Annotated in this window: 22 protein-coding genes; 8 read left to right on the top strand and 14 right to left on the bottom strand. The window is 71.5% G+C overall.

Annotation, left to right across the window (positions count from 1 at the left end; translation table 11 throughout):
- Nucleotides 1–25 precede the first annotated feature (25 nt).
- The 10 genes from ACFWZH_RS10560 to ACFWZH_RS10515 are packed head-to-tail and all read right to left on the bottom strand — an operon-like array spanning nucleotide 26 to nucleotide 7,750.
- Nucleotides 26–1,501, bottom strand: a complete 1,476-nt coding sequence (locus tag ACFWZH_RS10560; RefSeq protein ID WP_384427830.1) for an FAD/NAD(P)-binding protein — start codon at nucleotides 1,499–1,501, stop codon at nucleotides 26–28.
- Nucleotides 1,502–1,531: 30 nt separating this feature from the next.
- Nucleotides 1,532–1,975 (bottom strand): PPC domain-containing DNA-binding protein, encoded by a 444-nt coding sequence (locus ACFWZH_RS10555; protein WP_384428182.1) that lies wholly within the window; start codon nucleotides 1,973–1,975, stop codon nucleotides 1,532–1,534.
- A 5-nt stretch (nucleotides 1,976–1,980) separates the two neighbouring features.
- Nucleotides 1,981–2,943 carry an EamA family transporter gene (locus ACFWZH_RS10550; protein WP_384427828.1) on the bottom strand — a complete coding sequence of 321 codons (963 nt, stop codon included), beginning with the start codon at nucleotides 2,941–2,943 and terminating at the stop codon, nucleotides 1,981–1,983.
- 11 nt (nucleotides 2,944–2,954) lie between these two features.
- Entirely contained in the window at nucleotides 2,955–3,725 is a 771-nt protein-coding gene (locus ACFWZH_RS10545) for a PIG-L deacetylase family protein (protein ID WP_384427826.1), read from the bottom strand.
- Nucleotides 3,722–4,579: a class I SAM-dependent methyltransferase gene (locus tag ACFWZH_RS10540; protein WP_384427824.1), complete on the bottom strand. Its 858-nt coding sequence runs from the start codon at nucleotides 4,577–4,579 to the stop codon at nucleotides 3,722–3,724. Before ACFWZH_RS10540 ends, ACFWZH_RS10545 begins: the two co-directional genes overlap by 4 nt.
- A gap of 42 nt (nucleotides 4,580–4,621) precedes the next feature.
- Entirely contained in the window at nucleotides 4,622–5,041 is a 420-nt protein-coding gene (locus ACFWZH_RS10535; RefSeq protein ID WP_384427822.1) for a MaoC/PaaZ C-terminal domain-containing protein, read from the bottom strand.
- A gap of 37 nt (nucleotides 5,042–5,078) precedes the next feature.
- Entirely contained in the window at nucleotides 5,079–5,729 is a 651-nt protein-coding gene (locus ACFWZH_RS10530; protein WP_384427820.1) for a maleylpyruvate isomerase family mycothiol-dependent enzyme, read from the bottom strand.
- Complete coding sequence (locus ACFWZH_RS10525) at nucleotides 5,726–5,968, bottom strand: acyl carrier protein (protein ID WP_384427818.1); 243 nt, start codon at nucleotides 5,966–5,968, stop codon at nucleotides 5,726–5,728. Before ACFWZH_RS10525 ends, ACFWZH_RS10530 begins: the two co-directional genes overlap by 4 nt.
- Nucleotides 5,958–6,821 (bottom strand): hypothetical protein, encoded by an 864-nt coding sequence (locus tag ACFWZH_RS10520; RefSeq protein ID WP_384427816.1) that lies wholly within the window; start codon nucleotides 6,819–6,821, stop codon nucleotides 5,958–5,960. The genes ACFWZH_RS10525 and ACFWZH_RS10520 overlap by 11 nt, the downstream gene beginning before the upstream one ends.
- Before the next feature lie 20 nt (nucleotides 6,822–6,841).
- Nucleotides 6,842–7,750: a diiron oxygenase gene (locus tag ACFWZH_RS10515; RefSeq protein WP_384427814.1), complete on the bottom strand. Its 909-nt coding sequence runs from the start codon at nucleotides 7,748–7,750 to the stop codon at nucleotides 6,842–6,844.
- 1,095 nt (nucleotides 7,751–8,845) lie between these two features.
- Here ACFWZH_RS10515 and cseB point away from each other — a divergent pair.
- From cseB to ACFWZH_RS10485, 6 genes are all read left to right on the top strand, one after another.
- Nucleotides 8,846–9,586 carry a two-component system response regulator CseB gene (gene cseB / locus ACFWZH_RS10510; protein WP_384427812.1) on the top strand — a complete coding sequence of 247 codons (741 nt, stop codon included), beginning with the start codon at nucleotides 8,846–8,848 and terminating at the stop codon, nucleotides 9,584–9,586.
- 5 nt (nucleotides 9,587–9,591) lie between these two features.
- On the top strand, nucleotides 9,592–10,854 hold the full coding sequence (locus ACFWZH_RS10505) for a sensor histidine kinase (protein WP_384427810.1): 1,263 nt from the start codon (nucleotides 9,592–9,594) through the stop codon (nucleotides 10,852–10,854).
- A gap of 141 nt (nucleotides 10,855–10,995) precedes the next feature.
- Nucleotides 10,996–11,778: an ABC transporter ATP-binding protein gene (locus tag ACFWZH_RS10500; RefSeq protein WP_384427808.1), complete on the top strand. Its 783-nt coding sequence runs from the start codon at nucleotides 10,996–10,998 to the stop codon at nucleotides 11,776–11,778.
- 134 nt (nucleotides 11,779–11,912) lie between these two features.
- Complete coding sequence (locus ACFWZH_RS10495; protein WP_384427806.1) at nucleotides 11,913–14,477, top strand: ABC transporter permease; 2,565 nt, start codon at nucleotides 11,913–11,915, stop codon at nucleotides 14,475–14,477.
- Nucleotides 14,478–14,644: 167 nt separating this feature from the next.
- Complete coding sequence (locus ACFWZH_RS10490; protein ID WP_384427804.1) at nucleotides 14,645–15,382, top strand: TetR/AcrR family transcriptional regulator; 738 nt, start codon at nucleotides 14,645–14,647, stop codon at nucleotides 15,380–15,382.
- 60 nt (nucleotides 15,383–15,442) lie between these two features.
- Nucleotides 15,443–16,735 carry a cytochrome P450 gene (locus ACFWZH_RS10485; protein WP_384427802.1) on the top strand — a complete coding sequence of 431 codons (1,293 nt, stop codon included), beginning with the start codon at nucleotides 15,443–15,445 and terminating at the stop codon, nucleotides 16,733–16,735.
- 51 nt (nucleotides 16,736–16,786) lie between these two features.
- Here the strand turns inward: ACFWZH_RS10485 and ACFWZH_RS10480 are convergent, their stop codons facing one another.
- A complete protein-coding gene (locus tag ACFWZH_RS10480) occupies nucleotides 16,787–17,863 on the bottom strand; it encodes a hypothetical protein (protein WP_384427800.1) in 1,077 nt (358 codons plus the stop codon).
- Between the two features lie 188 nt (nucleotides 17,864–18,051).
- On the bottom strand, nucleotides 18,052–18,885 hold the full coding sequence (locus ACFWZH_RS10475) for a class I SAM-dependent methyltransferase (protein ID WP_384427798.1): 834 nt from the start codon (nucleotides 18,883–18,885) through the stop codon (nucleotides 18,052–18,054).
- A 183-nt stretch (nucleotides 18,886–19,068) separates the two neighbouring features.
- On the opposite strand from ACFWZH_RS10475, the gene ACFWZH_RS10470 reads away from it, so the two are divergent.
- Nucleotides 19,069–20,859 (top strand): S9 family peptidase, encoded by a 1,791-nt coding sequence (locus ACFWZH_RS10470; protein WP_384428180.1) that lies wholly within the window; start codon nucleotides 19,069–19,071, stop codon nucleotides 20,857–20,859.
- Between the two features lie 249 nt (nucleotides 20,860–21,108).
- Here the strand turns inward: ACFWZH_RS10470 and ACFWZH_RS10465 are convergent, their stop codons facing one another.
- Nucleotides 21,109–22,143: a cation diffusion facilitator family transporter gene (locus ACFWZH_RS10465; protein ID WP_384428179.1), complete on the bottom strand. Its 1,035-nt coding sequence runs from the start codon at nucleotides 22,141–22,143 to the stop codon at nucleotides 21,109–21,111.
- Between ACFWZH_RS10465 and ACFWZH_RS10460 the strand changes: the two genes are divergently transcribed.
- Nucleotides 22,114–22,446 (top strand): hypothetical protein, encoded by a 333-nt coding sequence (locus tag ACFWZH_RS10460; protein ID WP_384428208.1) that lies wholly within the window; start codon nucleotides 22,114–22,116, stop codon nucleotides 22,444–22,446. The two genes, ACFWZH_RS10465 and ACFWZH_RS10460, sit on opposite strands and share 30 nt — an antisense overlap.
- Before the next feature lie 150 nt (nucleotides 22,447–22,596).
- On the opposite strand, the gene ACFWZH_RS10455 is transcribed toward ACFWZH_RS10460, so the two are convergent.
- Nucleotides 22,597–23,391 (bottom strand): SURF1 family protein, encoded by a 795-nt coding sequence (locus tag ACFWZH_RS10455; RefSeq protein WP_384427796.1) that lies wholly within the window; start codon nucleotides 23,389–23,391, stop codon nucleotides 22,597–22,599.
- Nucleotides 23,392–23,476: the final 85 nt, after the last annotated feature.

Here is a 23,476-nt window from a genome sequence, read left to right as displayed (position 1 = left end):
GCTGCCGTCGGCGTCGTCGCCTCGTTCACCGTCCGTCGTTCGCGGTCCGGGCGAGGGTGCGGGTGATCACCTCGGCGCGGGCGTTGATCATGTACATGCTGCCCGCGTAGAAGAGATCCCCGGAGGCGAGGTCGCCCAGTGCGAAGAAGCGCGGGACGTCTTCGGGGAGGGGGGAGCGCAGGGCGTTGGTGGCGACGTCGATGCGCATGCCGCCGAGCGGGTTGCGGACGGCCAGGCCGGATTCGGTGAGCGAGTCGACGAAGGGCTCGGCCCGGCTGCCGGTACCGGCCAGGCCGGAACGGGTGGCGTCGACCACCGTGTCCACACCGGTCAGCCGTCCGCCGCCGTCCTCCAGCGTGAACCCGCCTCCGGCGCGCGCGGTGACGCCGGCGGTGCGGGACCGTACCGTCAACTGGCCGCTGTCCATGGCGTCCAGCAGCGCCCTTGCGGTGGGCGGCGGCATCGGGTTGTACAGCGGTTTGCCGAACGGATGGAACCGGTTCAGGAACAGCCGCCGGTCGGCGTCCGGCATGGCGCACCAGAGGGGTTCTCGTGCCTGGTGCATCATCGCCGCCACCGCCGCGTGGCAGGCGTTGTAGTCCAGCCGGGAGAGGTCTTCGCGCAGCCGCTCGGCCGCGGGCCGGTCCGCGGCGAGCGCGCGGAGGTCCACCCCGGCCGCGGTCAGCTCGTCGCGCAGCAGCCGCCAGGCGTCCCGTATCCGCAGGGTCCCGTCGTGCCCGGCCCGGTGCCGCACCGCCTCCGGCGTCGTGTGGCGCAGCTGGAAGGGGGTCTGGGTGGCACGTACCCCCGGCAGCAGACCGTGCCGAGAGGTCATGGTGATCGGCCCGCGGTGTCCGGAGCGCAGCAGACCGAGGGCGACGTCCACTCCGGACAGGCCGGTGCCCAGCACCAGGACGTGGGCGTCGGCGGCTATCCGGGGCAGTACCGAGCGCAGCGGATAGGGGTCCGGGTGGAAGCCGGGGGTGCCGGTCAGCCGGTAGGGGTCGGCGGGCTCGCCGGTCCCCAGGCACAGCACCACCCGGTCGAAGTGGCTGACGCCGCCGGCGCTGCGGATCATCACGTCGGCGGCGGTCGCCTTCGCCTCGACGGCGAACTCCGGTACCACCCCCACCGTCCAGCCGCGCCGCTCGGCCTCGGCGCGACTGGCCTCCAGATGGGACGTCAGGTACTCGCCGTAGACCCGCCGTGGAACGTAGGAGTCCACCGGCTGCGACGCGTAGGGGGTGTCCCGGTACCGCGGTTCGCGGTGCAGCCAGCGCAGGAAGTGGTCCCTTTCCGCGCACCGCACCGACATGTACCCGGCCTCCCTGTTGACCAGGGCGCAGTCCAGGTCCGGGCGGTAGGCGCGACCGGTGGCCAGGTTGGCCGATCCCTCGTACACCGTGAGGTCACAGCGCGTCTCCTCGCCCTCGAAACGGCGCAGCATGCTGTCCAGCAGGCTGACCGCCGCCGCTCCACCACCGATCACCGCCACACGCATCGTGCATCCCCCTCCGGTCGCCGCCCTTGTCTAGCGGTCCGCTTCCAGATCGATGACGGGCAGCCCGCGCGCCTCGTCCAGACGCCTGGTCAGCGGGCTCGGGAACTCGGTGACCATGACCTCCAACGTCGGTCGCACCGTGGCCCGTTGGACGTGTCCACCGACGGTCGTGCCGTCCCGGCGGCCGAGCACCGCGTGCATGTGGACCGAGGGCCGCCCGTCCTTGAGCGCGATGTTGCCGGTCAGGCTGAGCACCTCGGTGTGCTCGGTGACCGGGATCGGTACATGCGTCCTGGTCTCCGGGTCGAAGAGCGAGAGCCCGGCGTCGCGGAAGGCGCCGATACCGGTGAACGAGGCCCCGGCCACCGAGTGGTCGATGGCGAACTTCTCCAACTCGGGCAGCACGTCATCGTCCTGGTCGAAGACGACGGCGAACATCCGGGGTCCGTCGTCGGTCAGCAGACGGCTGTGCATCTGGGTCAACTCGCTTTCGTGGTGCTGGTGCTGGTGCTGGCGGCCGGGTCGCCGCCGGCGACTTCGGCCGGCGCGGGCGCGGCCGGTGCGGCCTGCCGGCGCCTCTTCAACCGGCCTACCAGGTCGAACTGGTTGATGACCAGTCCCAGGATGACCAGCACGATCGCCGCGGCCTTCAGCGGACCGAGCGGCTCACCGAGGAGCAGCATCGAGGAGGCCATCCCGAAGACCGGCACGAGCAGCGACAACGGCGCCACGTGCGAGGTCTTGTAGTTGCGCAGCAGATGACCCCACAGGGTGAAGCCGAAGAGGATCGTCGGGTACACCATGTAGGCCAGCGAGCCGAGGCCCACCCAGCCCATGTTCTCGAAGGAGTGGGTGATCGAACCCCAGCCGTTGACGCCCAGCGAGAGCAGGAACATCGGGATCGGCGGGATCAGGCTCGCCCACACCGTGAACGCCAGCGCGTCGGTCGGGTGCGCCTTCTTGATGACGATGTTGGCCGCCGCCCACGACAGCGAAGCGCCGATCACCAGCACGGCGCCGACAGCGGTGACCGACCCGTCGGTGATCCCGATGATCAACGCGATGCCGACGGCCGCCACCACCACGCCGGTCAGCTGACGCGGGACGACCCGCTCGCGCAGCATCGCCGCCGCCAGCCCGATGGTCCAGAACGCCTGGAGTTGCATCACCACCGAGGCGAGCCCGGCGGAGAACCCGAAGTGCATCCCGGCGAAGAGCAGCCCGAACTGCCCGATGCCGAAGAACAGCCCGTATAACGCGATGTAGCGCCACGGCACTTGGGGGCGCTTGAAGAAGAACACCGCGGGCAGGGCCGCCAGCAGGAACCGCAGTGAGGCCAGCAGGTAGGGGTCGAACGACCGCAGTCCGATGTCGATGATGGCGAAGTTGACCCCCCAGATCACCATCACCAGGACGCCGCCCAGAAACTTCGAAATCGGCAAGGAACCCTCCTTCAACGGGTGCGCTCGACAGGCTGGGCAGCCGGTTCGGTACGTATCACCTGGAAGGCCTCGGCCAGTCGGCCGTCGGCCAGACCGCCCGCCGCGGCCTGCCCGCGCAACCTCGAACGTATGTCGTCCGCCAGGTTCGCACGGTGGGCGGTCTGCGACGTGTGGGCGCGCAGTGCGGCCAGCTTGCGGTCGAAGGCGTCGGTGACGTCGACCCAGGTGTCGGGGCGCGGTGAGGTCATCACCCAGATCTCCGGGACGACGCACGGCGCCAGCCCCTCGGACAGCAGCAGTTCCGGGTAGGCGCGCGGGTTGCGGGCGTCCGGGTAGAGCGCCGCCAGCGCGGCCTCTCCCGCGGCGCGGTGGTCGGGATGGACGTCCGGCAGGAAGTCCCAGTTGATCTCGGGGCTCTGGATCAGCGCCCGCTGCGGCCGGACCCGCCGGATCACCCGGGTGATCTCCCGCCGCAGCTCCAGGCCGGCCGTCAGCTCCCCGTCGGCCAGACCGAGGAAGACGACCTCCTTGACACCGAGGATGTCGGCGGCGGCCCGCTGCTCCGCCTCCCGGACGGCGGCCAGTTCGGCGCGCGGGACGGCCGGGTCCTCGCCCCCGGCCGCCCCGTCGGTCAGCACCAGATAGGTCACCTCGGTGCCCGCCGCGGTCCACTGCGCGATGCAGCCGCCCGCCTTGAAGTCCACGTCGTCCGGGTGCGCGACGATCGCCAGCACCCGGTCCACATGGCCGAACGGGGGCTCGGCGGATCCGGCGTACGTCACGCGGGCTTCACCCCGGCGGTGAACAGGAAGGACCGCGGCACGTTGGGCATCGAGCGCGGCGGCACCGGGTGCGGCCAGCGGTCGAAGTGGGCGCCCTCCTCACCGGGCTGGAGCAGCTGCTCGGTCGCCCAGCCGCAGGACTCCAGGAACTCCTCCGGCTCGTCGGTGCCGAACAGCCAGGGGTTGCCGTCCTCCATCAGCACCCGCATGAAGCCCTTGGCGAGCGGGTTGTGGAGGGTGGCCCGGCTGGTCATGTCGCCGATCAGCACGGACCCGGGCGCGGACAGCCCGCGCAGCGAACCCAGCAGGTCGCGCACCACGTCCTCGGGCAGGAAGAAGAACAGCCCCTCGGCCACCCACAGGGTCGGCTGCCCGGGGTCGAAGCCCGCGGCGTGCAGCTCGTCCTGCCATCCGGCGGCCAGGTCGACCGGAACGGAGTGGCTCTCGCTGACGGCCCCCGCCGCCTGCCGCGGCGGGTTCTCGGCCAGCAGCGCCGCCTTGGTCTCCAGCAGCGCCGGCCGGTCGAGCTGGTAGAGCGTGACGCCCTCGGGCCAGGTCAGCCGGACGGCCCGCATGTCCATCCCGGCGGCCACCAGCACCACCTGGCGGATGCCGCGTTCCTTGACGGTGCGGACGATGGCGTCGTCCATGTAGCGGGTGCGCACCAGCACGAACGGGACGACCGCGGAACCGGCGTAGCGTTCGAGCAGTTCGAAGCCGGTCTCACCGGCGACCAGCCGCGCGTAGGGGTCGTCGAAGATGCGGTCCGGCCGTTCGGACTCCATCGCGCGTGCGGCGGCGGTCCACTGCGCGGTCTTGGACACCGGCTCCATGACCTGATTCACCGATTCCATGTGTCACTGCTCCCCGTCTGTAGAAAGTGGGCCCGGGTGGGGTCAGACATCCCGGCGCCGGAAGATGCTGTGCAGGACCATGCTGAAGACCGCGGTTCCCTGCGGGTCCAGCAGTTCGCACCGGGGGCGGACGATGCCGGAACCGCGGCGGCCGAGCACCGGGGCGATCCCCAGCACCGTCAGCCGGGCCTGCAGTACGTCCCCGGCCCGAACCGGTTGGAGGAAGCGCAGCTCGTCCACCCCGGGCGAGCCCTCCCCGGCGGACCGGTTGAGGATCTCCTCGACGTAGCGCCGCATGAACAGCGAGGCGGTCAGCCAGCCGCTGGCCACCAGGCCGCCGAAGGAGGAGTCCCGGGCCTTCTCCGGGTCGGTGTGGAAGACCTGCGGGTCGTAGGCGCGGCCGAAGCTGAGGATCTCCTCCTCGGTGACCTCGACCTTGCCCAGCTCGAACACGTCCCCCACGTGAAAATCTTCTAGGTAGAGCATTTGCCGAACCGACCTACCATTCCGCGCTGATGAGTTCCTCCGGCCGGGCTCCGGCCAGCCGGTACCGTTCCGGGTCGGCCGGTCGGCCGGTGTAGAGCCGGAAGAGGGTGGGGACATCGGTGTGCAGCCGCGCCGGCTCCCGGTCCTCGACCGGTGCGCCGAGGACCAGTTCCCGGTCGTCGAGCGTGACGTGCACCTGCGGGGTGGCGACCACCCGGGCGCATCCGGCGAGCGCCTCCAGCGCCTCCGGCACCCCCGCGCTGCGGTACGCGTCGGGCATCCCCAGCGCGTCGCGGACGTCACCGCCGTGGATCCAGGTGCCCAGGGCCGCCAGATCCTTGGCGCCGCCGGCCGCGCGGATCGCGGGGCCGGCCACCGTCAGACCGCGCTCGAACTCCGCCAGCACGTCGGCGAACGGCCAGTCCCGGCGCTCCTCGACGTCCCGTTGGTTCTGGTCATGGCTCGCCTTGTACGCCGCGCCGGCGGTGAGCCCCACCAGTGCCGCCGCACAGTGCGCCACCACGTCGCGCACCGTCCACGCCGGGCACGCCGTAGTGACCCGCTCGACCATGCCCGACGGCAGGTCGCGCAGCGCGGGCACCAGGGTCTCGCGCTCGGCACGCAGCAACCGCTCGGGGACGGTCTCGACGGCGGGTGCCGTCACGCCACGCCCGCCCGGAAGTACCGCCCCTCGATCCGCCGCAGGGTGCGGAAGTCGTCGACGTCCAGGGTCTCCATGTCGATCTCCTCGCCGCTGAGCCGGGAGACCAGCAGCATGAACTCGACGAAGGCCAGGGAGTCGATGAGCCGGTTCTCCAGGATGTCGAGGTCCGCGTCGATGTCGGAGATCTCCGGGTGGCGGGCCAGGATCCACTGCTTGAGCTGTTCCTGTTCAGTCTGCATGGGACGTCCCTTCGGTAGTTGCGGCTGATGCCAGTGCCTGGTCTGCCTTCGCGACGGCTTCGTCGGCCGCCGCCCAGTCGCCGTAGCGGTCGTGCAGTACGGCGAGCCACCGCTCCAGACCGAAGGCGACGCAGCTGGTGAACACCGGCCGTCCGCTGTCGGCCAGTTGGATGTCGCAGCGCTCGCCGAAGAAGTTGCGGTGCTTGTTCACCGACGCGATGGCCAGCTCCCCGGCCAGGAACTCGTACTTGACCGGCGCGATGCGCTGCAGCAGTGCGCGCGGGCCCTCGCCGTCGAAGAACGGGTCGGTCGCCGCCTCCTTGCGCAGCGGCAGGTCCAGCTCCTCGGCGAACCGCAGGATGCGCGAGGAGAAGCGGTCGATGTGCTCCTCGACGAACTCCTGCTCGCCCAGGGCCACGATCTCCCGCATGTGGAAACCGAGCAGCCGGCGCAGCCCGGTGTACCGCTCCTCCCGGCGGAAGCAGCGGCCGACCAGGGTGATCAGGGTGTTGCCCGGCAGGCTCGTACCCTCCATCCCCAGGTAGACCGCGTAGCAGGTGGCCGACGGCAGGGCGATCTCCGCACTCTGCAGTTGCTCCGGTGGGAACGCCTCGATGGCACAGGCGTCCTGGCCCTGCGGGCGGTGCTCCAGGTCCAGCGCGTTGACCACCAGCGCCTGGTGCGGGAAGTTCTGGTAGTAGTCGAGCTTGGCCAGCTTGGCCACGGGCAGCAGCGGTGCTCCGATGACCGGTTCGGCGCCGACCCCGATGCCCCACCGCTCGAACATGTCGTCCAGGCGCCGCAGGAGTCGGGCTTCGCCGGCGGGCAGGTAGGCGAGACCGTTCGCTTCCATTCCGACCTCCTTCGCCCGGATCAGACGTCCGGCAGCAGGTCGTCGGCGAAGATCCCCGACTTGAGCATGAAGGACATCGGCTTGCGCACGACCTTGCGCTCCAGCTCGCGGCGGGCCGGGTCGGAGACCACCCGCTCGCGGAACTCCAGCGGCTTGGCGATGCCGGCGTCCCGGTAGACCTGCGGGTTGTAGAAGGAGCGGAGGCTGAAGACGATGTACCGCTTCAGGTACTGCTCGATCTCCAGGCGCTGCTGGTCGGTCATGGTCTTCGCCAGCTGGGAGTAGAGCATCGAGACCAGCTCGCGGCCGAACGCGATGTGCCGGGACTCGTCCTCGTGGTGCACCCGGTTGACCTTGCGGATGGTCTCGTGCAGGGAGTCGTCGGCGGCCATCCGCATGTTGTAGAAGTCGACGATCTCCTCGAAGAGAAGGATCCTGGAGAACACCAGGAAGTTCTCCACCTGCGCGTTGTCATGCGGAATGGAGTTGAGATTCGGCCCGCTGTAGATCTTGTCGCCGTAGCGGAGGCAGAACTCGGCGAAGAACCACATGTGTTCGTTCTCTTCGCCGATGAAGTGGTGGAAAAAGTCCGACGGCAATTCGAAGCCGGTCGTGTGGATCCGCTTGATGACCTCGATCAGCAGCTCGCGGATTCCCTCGACGTTGAGGCTGTAGAAGTTGATGCTCTCCCAGCGGGACAGCCGCTGCGCCTCCTCGGTCGTCAGCTCCTTGGCGACCTCGGTGCCGTAGGTGGAGACCAGGTCATCGCTCATCCACGACATCTGCTCGGGCAGCGAATCGGGCCAGTCGAACTCGCGGTACGGGTTGTAGTAGCCGTCCACCGACTTGTCGATGAGCCGCTTGAGGATCTCGGCGAACCGAGCCGACTGCTCCGGCACTTGCGGCGCTTTGCTGGCTACTGCGGACATGCTTCTCCCTGTCGGTAAAAGACTGGAGGTGGGCGAGAGGGGGGTTCGGGCACTACTAGTCGCGGAGCCGCGAATTCCTGTGACTTCGCGACGTCCGCTGTATGGAGTTGCGGGATCCGCTTATCCGCCGCGGTCACTGGCGGGCTGGCAGACATTCACGATGTTAGGCGACCGATACAGCCACGGGCCAGCGTCGTTCTGCGCGGCAATAAGCGGAGTTCACGTCTCCAATTTCACCGTGTGTCGCCCCTGGCGAGGGGCTGAGCAGCCAATTCCCCGGTTGTTGCGGGAACATTGCAGCTACATTAAGTGATCAAGGTGCCCTCAAACGTGAGTTTGACCCCGCTGGACGTTTTTCGGCTGACCCTGAAGACACACAAACCCGAGGTCACGAGGGGCCTTGTCGGTCGACAGCGCGCTCAACTGCTCTTCAGGGGCGGGTGGTTGGCATCACTTTTTGGCGCGATCGATACACTGCTCGCTTCCCCATCCTCGAACAACTGAGGCCTGGGGCGGCCACTGGGACTCCCTGCCGAATGCGCTCCCGACTGCGCGAGCGATCTGCCGCCCTATCACCATGCGAGCGGCAGGCGTCACTGGTATATGAATAACCGACCGAAGAGTATTTATGCATCGCCCGCCAGGTAAGACGCTTTTCCAGGGGAAGCGGGGCAGGGGCGCCGGTGCGTCGTCCCCGCTCGCGGAATTGCCCCGGCTTCCGAGCCCGTCGCGTTCCCCGCGCAGCGGGACGTCGTCGAGAACGTCCGGCCGCGCCCGCCCGCCCCGTGAGCGTCGGGGTCCGGGGCCCAGTCCCCGATACGGCGCCGTCGCACCGGGGACTCCGCCGTCTTCCGTAGGCCGGTACGCCCCCGTCTCATGAGCGTGGACACGGGGCGGGACGGAAGACAGGACACGGCCGCGCTGGTCCACCGGCCGGCGCGCGCCGACCTCCTCGCGGGCGTCCGGGTGCCGTGATCCCGGAGCGGTGCGCTGCCCAGGGCGGTGCCTGCCCTATCGTTCCTTTCAGGTCGCCGGTCGCGTGTACGTGCACACGGGGACCGTGCGCACGACCGTCTGAACAGGAGTGATCCGCCCGTGTCCTCGTCCGCCCCGGCGCCGGCCTCCGTGCGGCCCGTCCGCGTGCTGCTGGTGGAGGACGACGAGCTGATGCGCCGGTCCTTCACCGTCGCCCTGGAGCGCTACGGCTACCAGATGGCGGCCGCGGCCGACGGGCTGGCGGGGCTCGAGCGCTTTCGCGACGAGACCTTCGACCTGCTGATTCTGGATGTGATGCTGCCCGGTCTGGACGGGATCGGCCTGTGCCGCAGGGTCCGGGAGACCAGCCTGGTGCCCGTGTTGATGATGTCCGCCCGCGGCGACGGACTCGATGTCGTCGCCGGTCTGGAGGCCGGGGCGGACGACTATGTGGTCAAACCCGTGGACACCTACGTGCTCGTGGCGCGCATCCGCTCGCTGCTGCGGCGGGCGACGTACGCGCCTGCCCCGGGGCCCGAGCGGGCGGCGGGCGAGGGGACGCCGCCGTCCGGGACGGAGCTGCTGGTCTTCGGGGATCTGACCATCGACACCGGCGGCATGGAGGTGTTCGTCTCCGGACGTCCGGTGGCGCTGACCCCGACGGAACTGAAGCTGCTGCTGGAGTTCGCCGCCCACCCGGGCATCGTGCGGGAGCGGCACACGCTGCTGCGCAACGTCTGGGAGTACGGCTGGGACGGCGACAGCCGGGTCGTGGACCTGTGCGTGCAGCGGCTGCGCAGGAAGCTGGGCCGGGACCGGATCGAGACGGTCCGCGGCTTCGGCTACAAGCTCAGGCGCTGAGGCCGGTGCGCCCGTTCTATCGGCTGCGCAGCGCCCGGGTGGCGCTGCGCTGGAAGATCGCCGCGCTGGCCGCGGCCACGGCCTGCCTGGTGGCGGTGGCGGTGGGTGTCCTGGTGCACCTGTGGACCGCGCGTGACATCCGGGCCAGGGCCGGCATGCAGGCCTTCAACACGGTGTACGCGGCCATGGACACCTACCGGCGCACCGGAACGCTGATCGACGGCGCCCATCTCGATCCGGACGAGCTGCCCGCCGAACTGCGCCGCCTGGCCGACGGCAGGCGGCACACGGCCTACGACGGGCACGTAGAGAACAATCTGGGCCCGAGCGTCTGGGGTGCCCAGCGCGTCGGCGGCCCGGACTCTCCGGTGCTGGCCGTCCGTATCAACATGAGCTCGGAGCTGCACGATCTGCGCCGGCTCGACATGACCATGGCGGTGGCCTCGCTGATCGCGCTCGCGGCGGCCACGCCCCTGGCCGTCTACGGGGCCGGGCTGCTCGGCCGCCGGCTGCGGCAGGTCTCCGAGACCGCGGGCCGGATCTGTGCCGGGGACCTGGACGCCCGCACCGGGCCCACCGACGGCCGCGACGAGGTCGCCGACATCGCCGCCACCGTCGACCACATGGCGGACAGCCTCAGCCGACGGCTGCGCACCGAGCGCCAGTTCACCGCGGACGTGGCCCACGAGCTGCGCACCCCCGTCGGCGGTCTGCTGGCCGCCGCCGACCTGCTGCCGCCCGGTGAGACGGAGGATCTGCTGCGCGCCCGGGTGCGCGATCTGCGCGGCCTGGTCGAGGACCTGCTGGAGATCTCCCGGCTGGACGCCGGGGCCGAACAGCCCGTCCGTGCCCGTGTCCCGCTCGGCGCGGTCGTCACCGAGGCCGTGACGCGCACCGGCTTCGACACCGAGGTCGCCGTCGTGGAGGCACCGGGCACACAGCCCGCGCCCACGGTGGAGACCGACCCGCGCCGCCTCGAACGGATCGTCGGCAACCTCGTCACCAACGCCCACCGGCACGGGGACACGCCCGTACGGGTCACCGTCCAGGGCCCTACGGTCGTCGTGCGCGACCACGGCCCCGGCTTCCCCGCCGACCTGCTGCTGGAAGGCCCGCGCCGCTTCCACACGGGCGCGAGGGAACGCGGCTCGGGCCATGGCCTGGGCCTGACCATCGCCCTGGGCCAGGCCCGGCTCCTCGGCGCCGAGCTGCGCCTGGGCAACGCCCCGGACGGCGGCGCCGTCGCCACCCTGCGCCTGCCGGACTGACCGCCCGGCCGCCGCGGAACCGCTGCGCATACAGAACCGATACACGGTGAAGCAGGCCCCGATACACGGTGGCCCAGGCCCCGATACGTTCCCCGGACACCCTTCGACGTGCACCCTTTGGCACCCGAAGAGGAGTCCCCCGTGACCGCCCGCCCCCTTGGCACGCCCGCCCCGCATCCGCCGACCGGGATCGCGGCCGCCACCACCGACCTGTCGAAGGCCTACGGCAGCGGCGACACCCGTGTCGTCGCCCTGGACCGGGTCAGCATCACCTTCCGCGAGGGCGAGTTCACCGCGATCATGGGCCCCTCCGGCTCCGGCAAGTCCACCCTGATGCACTGCGCCGCCGGGCTCGACGCGTTCGACTCCGGCTCCGTCCGCATCGGCACCACCGAACTGGGCACGCTCGACGACCGGCAGCTCACCCGGCTGCGCCGCGACCGGATCGGCTTCGTCTTCCAGGCGTTCAACCTGCTGCCGACGCTGACCGCGCTGGAGAACATCACGCTGCCGTCGACCATCGCCGGTCGCCGCGCCGACCAGCAGTGGCTGGACCGCGTGGTCGCCATGGTCGGTCTCTCCCAGCGCCTCGGCCACCGGCCGGCGCAGTTGTCCGGCGGGCAGCAGCAGCGCGTCGCCGTGGCCCGCGCCCTGGCCTCCCGGCCCGCGATCGTCTTCGCCGACGAGCCCACCGGCAACCTCGACTCCCGCTCCGGGGGCGAGGTCCTGGGCTTCCTGCGCGACTCGGTGCGCGAACTGGGCCAGACCGTGGTCATGGTCACCCACGACCCCGTCGCCGCCGGATACGCCGACCGCGTGGTCTTCCTCGCCGACGGCCGCCTGGTCGACGAGATGGCGCACCCCAGCCCCGACCGGGTCCTGGACGTCATGAAGAGCTTCGACACCCGCCCGCGCACCAGCTGAGGCGCGCCCGCGCCGACTGACCGGCGACCGCACCGGACCGGCCCCCCGCTCGCCTTCGTCGCACCCGGCCACCCGGCCCTCACGCGCCCGCGTCGCCCCTCCCCGTACCTCTCCCCCGTCACCGAAAGCCGCCCATGCTGAGAACAGCCCTGCGCAACGTCCTCGCGCACAAGGCCCGTCTGGCCATGACCGTCCTCGCGGTCTGCCTGGGTGTCGCGTTCGTCTGCGGCACCCTCGTCTTCGCGGACTCCTCCGCCGCCGCCCACCGCGCCGCCGCGTCGCGGAGCTTCGCGGACATCGCGGTCACCGTGACCGCGAAGGCGCCCGCTCCGGGAGCCGGCGCGGAGCAGCGCGGCACCGTGCTGGACGACGCGCTCGTGCGGAAACTGGCCGGCGTGCCCGGTGTCGCCGCCGTGCGCCCGTCGGCCGACGGCTCGGCCACCCTGAACGCGGCGGACGGCACTCCGCTCCGGGCCGGCAAGGCGTGGGCGAACCTGGCCACCGCCTACGTACCGGGCAAGGACGGCAAGGACGCCCGCTATCCGCTGCTCAAGGGCCGCGCCCCGCAGGGCGGCGGGGAGATCGTCGTGGACGAGGCCACCGCCTCGGCCGGCCGGTTCGGCATCGGCGACACGATCACGCTGGCCACCGACGGCCCGGTCATGACCAAGCGGCTCGTCGGGATCGTCACCACCCACGACACCCGGGTGACCAGCGGCGGCACCCTCGCCCTGTTCGACAAGGCGACCGCCCAGCGGCTGTTCGCCTCCCCCGGCCACTACACCGCAATCGACCTGTCCGCCGCGCCCGGCACCGACCAGGCCGCACTCGCCGACCGGGTCACCGCCCAGCTCCCGGCCGACCGGGCCGAGGCCACCAGCGGCGCTGCCCAGGCCGCCCAGCAGGCCACCTACGTCGACACCCTGACCCGGGGCTACGAGAAGCTGCCGATGGTCTTCGCCGGGGTCTCGCTGTTCATCGGCTCGTTCCTCGTCGTCAACACCTTCACCATGCTCGTGGCGCGGCGCACCCGTGAGATCGCGCTGCTGCGGGCGGTCGGCGCCGAACGCCGCCAGGTGGTCCGCTCCGTCCTGCTGGAGGCGCTGCTGCTCGGCCTCGCCGCGTCGGCGGCCGGCTTCCTGCTCGGCCTCGGCATCGCCGCCGTCCTGCCCGACGTCCTGGGCAGCGCGGAGGACCCGCTGCCCGACGGTCCTTTGGTGATCGGCCCGCGCCCCGTCGTGGCGGCGCTCGGCGTGGGCGTGGGCGTCACCGTGCTCGCCGCGTGGCTACCGTCCCGCAGGGCGGCGAAGGTCGCGCCCGTCGAGGCGATGCGCTCGGCCGAGCAGCCGCCCGCGGCGACCGGTTCCCGGATCCGCGGCGCGGTGGGGCTGGTCCTCCTCGTCCTCGGTGCCGGGCTGCTGGTGTCGCTCACGGGGGCGAAGGACGCCTCGGTGGAGAACCTGCAGAGCGCGATGTTCGGCTGTGCCGTCCTCGTCGTCGCCATGATCATGCTGGCGCCGCTGCTCGCCGCTGCCGTGATCCGGCTGACCGGACGCCTGACCGGCCGCTTCGGGATCACCGGCCGCCTGGCACGGGAGAACGCGCTGCGCGACCCGCGGCGCACCGCGGCCACCGCCGCCTCGCTGATGATCAGCACCGCTCTGGTCACCGGGCTCGCCGTCATCGGCAACTCCACCGGACAGGCCCTCGACCGCCAGGCCGCGGCCGGCCTCGGCGCCGACTACGTCATCAGCACCCGCACCCCCACGACGGGCATCGACCCGGCCGCGGTACGGCGGGTCGCCGACACCTCCGGGGTGCGGACCGCGGCCGCCGTCACGGACTCCACCGTGTTCATCGGCGGCGGCGTCCGGCAGATCTCCGGCGTCGACCCCGACGCCGTGCCCGCCGTCATGAAGCTCGACTTCGTCAGCGGCTCCGTGAAGGACCTCGGGCCGGGCCGGATCGCCGTCTCCAGCACCACGGCCCGGGAACACGGCGTGAGCACGGGCGACAGACTCAGCGCCCGCATGGGCCGAAGCCAGCAGGTCGAGCAGTACACCGTCGTGGGCGTCTACAAGGACAACCCCGTCGCCCACGACGCGCTGGGCGCCCGCGGCGAGGTGCAGCGCAGCAGCTTCCGGCCCGGCTCCGTCCAGCGCATCCTGGTGCGCACCGACGACGGCGCGGCCTCGAAGACCACCGAGGACCGGCTGCGCGCCGCCGTGGGCAACAGCCCGCTGCTGACGGTGCGGGACCGGGAGGCACTCGTCCACGAGGCCGCCGGCGCCCTGGGCGACCTGCTGACCTTGATGTACGGGCTGCTGGCCATCGGCGCCGTGATCTCCGCGCTGGGCATCGTCAACACGCTGGCCATGTCGGTCGCGGAACGCACCCGCGAGATCGGCGTACTGCGCGCCGTCGGCATGGACCGCGCCGGCGTCCGGCGGATGATCCGCCTGGAGTCGGTGACCGTCGCCGCCTTCGGCACGCTACTGGGCCTGGCGGGCGGGCTGTTCGGCGCCTGGGCGGTCGGCGCGCTGGCCAACGGCGCGCTGGAGCAGTACTCCTTGGCGCTGCCCTGGGGGACGCTGCTGCTGGTGTGCCTGGCCTCCCTCGCGATCGGCGCGCTCGCGGCCGCCGTCCCGGCCCGCCGGGCGGCCGCCCTCAGCCCCCTGGAAGCCGTCGCCGAGATCTGAGGACCGGTCTTCCCCGCGCCGACCCGTCCGCGGATCCGCACCCCTGCCGATCAGCGGCCGCGCACGCCCGGCTGACCGGAAACCGCCTTACCCCCTTGCGCCGCCGGACCTACCGTTGACTGTGTGACCAGATTTGAAATCTGGTCACGGCAGCGGAGGGGGCAGGCGTGGAACGGGCGGAGCGGGCCGAGCGCATCCTGGAGGCGGCGGGGGAACTGCTGCTCGCCTGGGGGTACGGGCGGCTGACGATCGAGGAGATCGCCCGGCGGGCCAAGGTCGGCAAGGGCACGGTCTACCTGCACTGGAAGACCAAGGAGGCCCTGCTCCTGGCCGTCGTGCTCAAGGCGCAGACCCGGACCCACCAGCGCCAGTTGGAGCGGATGCGCGCCGACCCTCTGGAGGTCCTGCCGGGCCGGCACGTCAGCGGGCTCTTCCTCGACTTCCTCGACGAGCCGGTGCTGCGCGCCCTCTACACCGACGACTCCGACATCCTCGGCCGGCTCAACGACACCGCCAAGAAGGAGTTCGCCGAGCTGATCGCGCACGGCGACCGGACCCTGTACCGCCACCTTCAGGTGCTGCGCGCCCACGGGCTGATGCGCGACGACACCGACCTGCACCACCAGCAGTACACCCTGATGGCGATCGTCACCGGCTTCTTCATGTCCGAAGCGCTGCTCCACGACCGTGCCCCGGACACCCCGCAGGTACGTGCGCAACTCCTCGCCCAGACGGTCCGGAGCACCCTGGAAACGTCAGGCGTGCCCGGCCACGGCCCCTGCCCGGCCCCCGGCTCCGGCCCCGTTCACGACGCCGTCGTCGCGGCCGCGCCCGAGATCATCGCGCTCCACGAGCAACTGGGGGAGCACAGGGCGCAGGAGATGCGCCGGCAGGTTCGCAGCTGATCTTCGAGTCCCACCCTGACTCCACAACTCCCGACCGACTCCCAACCGGAGGAGAACGCGATGTCGGCATTACCCAGCTCTCCGTTCGCCGAGCACGTGGGGAAACACCCGGGCGAGCCGAACGTGATGGATCCGGCGCTGATCGGTGACCCGTTCAGGGGCTACGGCGCGCTGCGCGAGCAGGCTCCGGTCGTCCGCGGGCGGTTCATGGACGACTCACCCGTGTGGTTCGTGACCCGCTTCGAGGAGGTCCGCCAGGTCCTGCGTGACCAGCGGTTCGTGAACAACCCGGTCTCCTCGGCGCTGGGCGATGCGCCCGGACAGTCGCCCAGGGACCGCATGATGGACATGATGGGCTTCCCCGAGCACCTGCGCGTCTATCTGACCGGCTCGATCCTCAACTACGACGCCCCCGATCACACCCGGCTGCGCCGCCTGGTGTCGCGCGCCTTCACCGCCCGTAAGATCACCGCGCTGCGTCCGCGCGTCGAGCAGATCGCCGACGAGCTGCTGGCCCGGCTCCCCGAGCACGCCGAGGACGGCGTGGTCGACCTGATCCAGCACTTCGCCTATCCCTTGCCGATCACCGTCATCTGCGAACTCGTCGGCATACCCGAAGCGGACCGTCCGCTGTGGCGCACGTGGGGCGCCGACCTGGTCTCGCTGGAGCCGAACCGGCTCGGCAGGACGTTCCCCGCGATGATCGACCACATCCACGAGCTGATCCGCGAACGGCGCGGCGCGCTCACCGACGACCTGCTCAGCGAGCTGATCCAGACCCACGACGACGACGGCAGCCGGCTGAGCGACGTCGAGATGGTCACCATGGTCCTCACCCTGGTCCTGGCCGGTCACGAGACCACCGCGCACCTCATAGCCAACGGCGCGGCGGCGCTGCTCGCCCACCCCGACCAGCTGCGCCTGCTCAGGGACGACCCGGCGCTGCTTCCGCGCGCGGTCCACGAGCTGATGCGCTGGTGCGGGCCGGTGCACATGACCCAACTGCGCTACGCCTCCGAGGACATCGAGCTCGCCGGTACGCGGCTGCGCAAGGGCGACGCCGTACAACTCATCCTGGTGTCGGCCAATTACGACCCGCGCCACTACACCGACCCGGACCGTCTCGACCTGACCCGGCACCCCGCGGGCCACGCCGAGAACCATGTGGGCTTCGGGCACGGGCCGCACTACTGTCTGGGGGCCTCGCTCGCCAGACAGGAGGGCGAGGTCGCGTTCGGCAAACTGCTGGCGCGCTTCCCACAGTTGTCGCTGGGTGTCGAACCGGAGCGGCTGGAGCGGCTGCCGCTGCCCGGTAACTGGCGGCTGGCGTCACTGCCGCTGCGGCTGGGGTAGCCGCGGACGGCGGGCGGGGGAGCGGGCCGGCGCTCCCCCGCCCGGCGGCGGTCACCGCCCGCCGTCCACCTGCGCCCGCCAGGTGACCGACTGCGCGCCCTGCCCCTCACCGGTGAAGACGACGGCGGCCGGGGCATCGCCCTTCGGCAGCAGGTGGATCGAGCACTCGGTGACCACGCCGTCGGGCTTGACCATGTTGTCCGGCACGGCTTCGGGGCACTTGGCGACCCCGGGGCCGCCGATGTCGATCAGCAGCATCCTCTTCACGGTCTGCCCGCCGGCGGTCCGCAGCGCGATCCCCTGGCTCATGCTCGGCAGCAGGTCGTACTTGCCGCTGTTGCGGTACTGCATCGTGACGTAGTACGGCACCATCTTCTTCTGGTCCGCGTCCAGGTCGAAGCGGCCGAGGTCGGCGGGGGAGCCGGTGCGCACGCCCTTGGGGGTGATGCGCAGCGAGACCGGGCGGTTGCGGCTGTCCTCCGTGATGCCGTCGGCGGGCACGTCCGGGGCCAGCACTCCCTTGGAGCCGCCCTCGGCACCGCCGACCGGCCAGATGAGGGTGTCGCCGCCGTCGTCCTTGTAGGAGACGGTCGCCGGTGACTGTCCCTTGGGCAGCATGAAGATCTGGCAGATCGCCGACGTGGCCCCGGCGGCCAGTTCGGCGGCGCCGCCCTCGCGGCACTCGGGCGGCAGACCGGATCCGGTCGCCAACGGGTTGGACTGGAACAGCGAGACCCGCTGGGCGGCCTCGCCGTTCGCCCCGTTGACGGAGAAGTTCCGCGACGGATCCACCTGGCTCAGCGTGCTCTTGGCCGTGTTGGTGTAGGAGAAGGTGAGGTAGTACGGCACCATCCCCTGGAGATCGTCGTCCAGCCGGATGTGCGAGAGGTCGGAGTCCGAGCCGCGGGCGAGCCGGGTGGGTGTGAGCCGCAGCGGATGCGCCTTGTCGTCGGAGTCGGTCCAGGTGGCCTGGCGCGGTGTGGCCTTCATCGGCAGCGGCTTGGCGGGCGTGACGGATTCCGACGCCCCCGGCTTCTTGGCCGTACCGGCCGTGCCGGAGCACCCCACGGCCAGCAGCATGAGCGCGCTGACACCCGCGGCCCCAGCGATACGTATCGGCTTCCGCACGGCGAACCCCCGTTGATCTGTGCCGTCTGGCGCCTCACCACACGGCCGTCGACCGCGCCCCCGTCCGGCCCGACCGGGCAGTCAGGTTAGCCGCCGCGGGGGAGGGGGACGGCGGCGGCCCCGGGCCGGCCCTCGGCGCGGCCGGACCGCCCTCACCGGGACGGCTCGGCCGGCACGTGCGCCCTTTCTCAGCGCGGACGGGACGCCTTCAGCGAGTACATGAGGGGGATGCGGGGGCGGTCCCCGGGGAAGCGGTAGTAGCCGTCGTCGGCGCGGCGCAGGGCCGTGAAGCGCTGGAACATCGTCATGTCGTGTTCGTGCAGGAAGTCGATGCGCAGACCGGCGCCGGCGAGGGCGGAGACGACCTCGCCGAGCGGATGCTGCCATTCGACGCTGCGGTTGTTGACCGTCGGCGCGTCGAAGTCCGTGTACGTACCGGGGATTTCGTCGACCCAGGCGTCCCGGCTGAAGTAGTCGTGGATGATGCGCGACCCGGTCTCGTCGTCCAGCACGTCGCACAGCGGGTGGAACTCGGCGAGGTAGAGGAACCCGCCCGGGGCGACGAGGGAGGCGGCGGTGTCGGCCCAGCGTTCCAGGTCCGGGAGCCAGTTCAGGGCGCCGATGCCGGTGTAGACGATGTCGTACGCGGGGTCGGGGACGGCTTCGGCGGCGTCATAGACGTCGGCCGCGACGAACGCCGCGCGGTCCGGCGCGTAGCCGAGTTCGGCGGCCAGCTCACGGGCCGTTTCGACGGCCTGCTCGGAGAAGTCCAGGCCGACGACGCGGGCGGCGCCGCGGTGGGCCCAGGAGAGGGTGTCCTGTCCGAAGTGGCACTGGAGGTGGAGCAGGGACCGGCCGGTGACGTCGCCGACCTCGGCGACCTCGAAGTCGCGGATGACGTCCCGGGCCCGGCGGAATCCGTCCTGGTCGTAGTAATCGCTCGCGGTGTGGATGGCCACGCGCTCGTCCCACCTGGCGCGATTGGCCTCCCGCCAGTCGTCGGGGCCGCTATGTCCTTGCATACGACGAAGTTATCCACAGCCTTGCGGCCCTCGCCAACGCAATTCGAGCGCCGGGCGCAGAATGGGCCCATGACTGACGAGACGACCCCAGGTCCCGACCCCTCCATCGATCCGATCGCCCCGGCGGCCGCAGCCGACCGCTCCCCCGGGACGGGCCCGGCCGGGCCGATAGCGGGCACGGAGATGCCCGACTGGGAGAAGCGCTTCCGCGCGCCGCGGATCGGGCTGCCGGACTGGGCCGAGGACGCCCCGGACCGCTCCCTGTTCGTCTCGAACGCCACCGGCACCTTCGAGCTGTACGCCTGGGACCGGGCGACGGGCGGGCAGCGCCAGGCAACGGACCGGCCGAACGGCACGACGGACGGCACGCTGTCGCCGGACGGCGAGTGGATCTGGTGGTTCTCGGACACCGACGGGGACGAGTTCGGCGTCTGGATGCGCCAGCCGTTCGGCGGCGGCCCGGATGAACCGGCCACCCCGGGCCTGGCCCCCTCGTACCCCGGCGGCCTGGAGATCGGCCGCGACGGTACGGCGGTCGTCGGTTGCTCCACGGACGAGGACGGCTCGACGGTCCATGTCGTACGGCCGGGGCAGCCGCCGGTGGAGATCTACCGCCATCGGGAGTCGGCGGGCGTCGGCGCCCTCTCGCACGACGGCTCGCTGATCGCCATCGAGCACACCGAGCACGGCGACGCGATGCACTCCGCGATCCGCGTCGTGCGGCCCGACGGCTCCGTGGTCGCCGAGCTGGACGACACCAACGGCGGGGCCGAGGAGCTGGGCCTGTCGGTGATGGGCTTCGCGCCGGTGGACGGCGACTCCAGACTGCTGGTCGGGCACCAGCGGCGGGGCCGCTGGGAGCCCATGGTCTGGGATCCGCTGACCGGCCAGGAGACGGCCCTCGCCATCGATCTGCCCGGAGATGTGGGCGCCGACTGGTATCCGGACGGCTCGGCACTGCTGGTGGAGCACGAGTACCAGGCGCGCAGCGAGCTGTGGCGCTACGAACTGTCCGGGGCGGGCGCCCAGGGGCTGGCCCGGGTCGAGACCCCGGCCGGCACGGTCTCGGGCGCGACGGCACGGCCGGACGGCACGGTCGAGTTCCTGTGGTCGTCGGCCGCGCAGCCTCCGGAGGTGCGCTCGACGAGCGGCAGGGTCGTGCTGGACCCGCCCGGAATGAAGGCACCCGGGTCGGTGCCGGTGCGCGACGTCTGGGTGGAGGGCCCCGGAGGCCGTATCCATGCGCTGGTGCAGCAGCCGGCGGGCGACGGTCCCTTCCCGACCGTGTTCGACATACACGGCGGCCCGACCTGGCACGACAGCGACGCCTTCGCCTCGTCCCCGGCGGCCTGGGTGGACCACGGCTTCGCGGTCGTACGCGTCAACTACCGCGGCTCGACCGGATACGGCCGCGCCTGGACGGACGCGCTCAAGCACCGTGTCGGCCTGATCGAGCTCGAGGACATCGCCGCGGTGCGCGAGTGGGCGGTCTCGTCCGGGCTGGCGGACCCGGAGCGGCTGGTGCTGGCAGGCGGCTCCTGGGGCGGCTACCTCACCCTGCTGGGGCTGGGCACCCAGCCGGACGCCTGGGCCGTGGGCCTGGCGGCGGTCCCGGTCGCGGACTATGTCACCGCCTACAACGACGAGATGGAAGCCCTCAAGGCGATGGACCGGACGCTGCTGGGCGGCACCCCCGAGGAGGTCCCCGAGCGCTTCGAGGCGTCGTCTCCGCTGACGTACGTCGACGCGGTGCGGGCACCGGTCTATATCTCCGCAGGCGTCAACGACCCCCGCTGCCCGATCCGGCAGGTGGAGAACTACGTCGAGCGGCTGGAGCGGCGCGGCCACCCGCACGAGGTCTACCGCTACGACGCCGGCCACGGCTCCCTCGTCGTGGAAGAGCGCATCAAGCAGGTCCGACTGGAGCTGGAATTCGCCCAGCGGTACGTCATCGACACGAAGCGGGAGAGCTGACGGGGACAGCGGGTGGGGCAGGCACTCGTCCACTTCTGCCCCAACCGTCCCACCATCCCACCGTCCCACCGGGACTACGGGCCACTCCGGCCGCGCCGGCCCCACCGAGCGCCACAGCCACAGCCACAGCCACAGCCACACGGACGCAGCCCTCGGTGAGGTGACCGCTCCGACTGCCGCGCGGCCCTCGCCCCGGGGGGAGCCCTAGGCCGGGGGCCGCCGCCCCCGGCTCAGGGCCGGCGCCCTTGCTCAGCGTGCGGTGTGATGGGCGAGGGCGGCGTGCGGGTCGGTGCCTTCGGTGGTGTGGTCGGTGTGGACGGTCGCGGCGGTGAGCCGGGGGACGGCGTGTATGAGGGCGTGCTCGGCGGCGACGGCGAGGGCGTGGGCCTGCACCACGGTCAGAGCGGAGTCGACGACGATGTCGGCCTCGGCCCGCAGGGTGTGGCCTATCCAGCGCATACGGACCTGCCCGACGTCGCGGACACCGTCCACGGTCCGCAGGGCGGTCTCGGCGGTGTCGATGAAACGGGGGTCGACGGAGTCCATCAGCCGCCGGTAGACCTCTCGGGCCGCGTCACGCAGGACCAGGAGGATGGCGGCGGTGATCAGCAGACCGATGAGGGGGTCGGCCAGGCGCCAGCCCAGGGCGGCGCCGCCGGCGCCGAGGAGGACGGCCAGGGAGGTGAAGCCGTCGGTGCGGGCGTGCAGTCCGTCGGCGACGAGGGCGGCGGAGCCGATCCTGCGGCCGGTGCGGATGCGGTATCGGGCCACCCACTCGTTGCCGACGCATCCGACCAGGGCCGCCAGCGCGACCGCCCACAGGTGCGTGACCTCACGAGGGTGCAGCAAGCGGTCGACGGCTTCATAGCCGGCCAGGAGGGAGGAAGCGGCGATGGTCAGCACGATGGCGATACCGGCGAGATCTTCGGCACGGCCGTAGCCGTAGGTGTAGCGGCGGTTCGCGGCGCGACGGCCCAGGACGAACGCGATGCCCAGCGGGACGGCGGTAAGGGCGTCGGCACCGTTGTGAATCGTGTCGCCGAGCAGTGCCACCGACCCGGACATCGCAACGATCACAGCCTGGAACACGCAGGTCAGACCGAGGATCCCGAGCGAAAGCCAGAGGGTGCGCATCCCCTCGCGGGAGGTCTCCATCGCCGTGTCGACCTTGTCCATGGCCTCATGGCTATGCGGGGTGACCAGATGGACGAGCTGGTGCCGTAGCCGCGCCCACCGCCCGGCACCGTGGTGGTCGTGCGCGGTGACGTTCCCGCCGACGGGGATGGCATGAGCACCGGGGGCGGCCTGACCGTGACGGTCGGCATGGCTGTGGTCGCCGACGCCGACGTGGCCGTGAGGGTGACCGTCGTGGGCAGCGTGACCGTGATGGGGCACGTGACCGGGGCCGTGACCATGGTGGGCGAGGTGCGGGTCAGCGGATGCATGGCGGTCGGCGGGCGCTTGGTCGTGACCGTGATCGGCGAAGTGCGGGTGGTCATGGCCGTGCGAGCGGGAGTGGTTGCCTGCCATACGGCCTACCGTGGCACGCCGAATCGATTGCGGCTACAACGGTCGTACGCCCGCTGACCAGGTGCAAAACCATTGCAGGTGGGGTGGGTGGGGGTGGGGAGGGCGGGGGGGGAGGCCCCCCGGGGGGGGAGGGCCGGGGGGAAGCCCTCAGGCCCCCGCACTCACACCCCCACACCCCGGCCCCTCCCCCTCCCCCCTCGTCCTTCTTCACTCCTCCGGCAGGATCCCCAGCGCTGCGTCCCTCGCCGCTTCGGATTCGCGGCGGAAGAGGCGGAACCACATGAAGACGACGAAGCCGGCGAAGACGAACCACTCGCCGGTGTAGCCGAGGTTCTGGAAGGCCTTGAGGTCCAGGCCGCTGCCCTCGGCGGCGGCCGGGGGGACGGCACGCAGCGGGGCCTGGACGTCGGTGAGCGTGATCCAGCCGTCGTAGACCTCGTACGGAACGATGTTGACCAGCGACGCCGCGCTGATCATGCCGAGCTGCCCCCGCGGCAGCCCGCCGCCGGCCTGGACGCCGTCGGTGCCCTGGTTCTCGGAGGCCTGCAGCGCCCCGGTGACCGTCACCTCGCCCTTGGGCGGCGCGGGCACCTTCGCCGTATCGGCCTTGGCACCGGCGTCACCGGGCAGCCAGCCCCGCACGACGGGCAGGGCCTTGCCGCTGTCCGTACGCAGGAGGTTGAGGACGTAGAAGCCCTGCCGGTCGCCGTGTTCGCCCTTCAGGGAGCGGTCGGGTACGAGCAGTTGGTGACCGGGGTCGTAGTGTCCGCGAGCGCTGGCCTGACGGCCGGAGGTGATCTGATCGACGGGCAGCAGACTGGCGAGGGGACGGGCCGCCGCGGCCTTGGCCCGGGCGGAGCGGTCCTCCTGCTGCTGGTGGGAGTCGACCCGGTCCTCGAAGCGGCTCAGCTGCCAGCTGCCCATGAAGATGCAGAAGGGAATCGCCAGTACGGCGAAGACGTTGATCCCCCACCACCGCGGGGTCAGCAGGAACCGGTACACACCACCAACGGTACGGGGCCCGTACGGCGGGGCCGCACCGCCCCCTCCACGGTCCCCGCCGCCCCCTCCACGGTCCGCACTGCCC

Source organism: Streptomyces sp. NPDC059008 (genome assembly GCF_042749045.1).
GTDB lineage: Bacteria > Actinomycetota > Actinomycetes > Streptomycetales > Streptomycetaceae > Streptomyces.
Note: the sequence above shows the minus strand (reverse complement) of the source record. Positions and strands in the feature narration are given on the sequence as shown.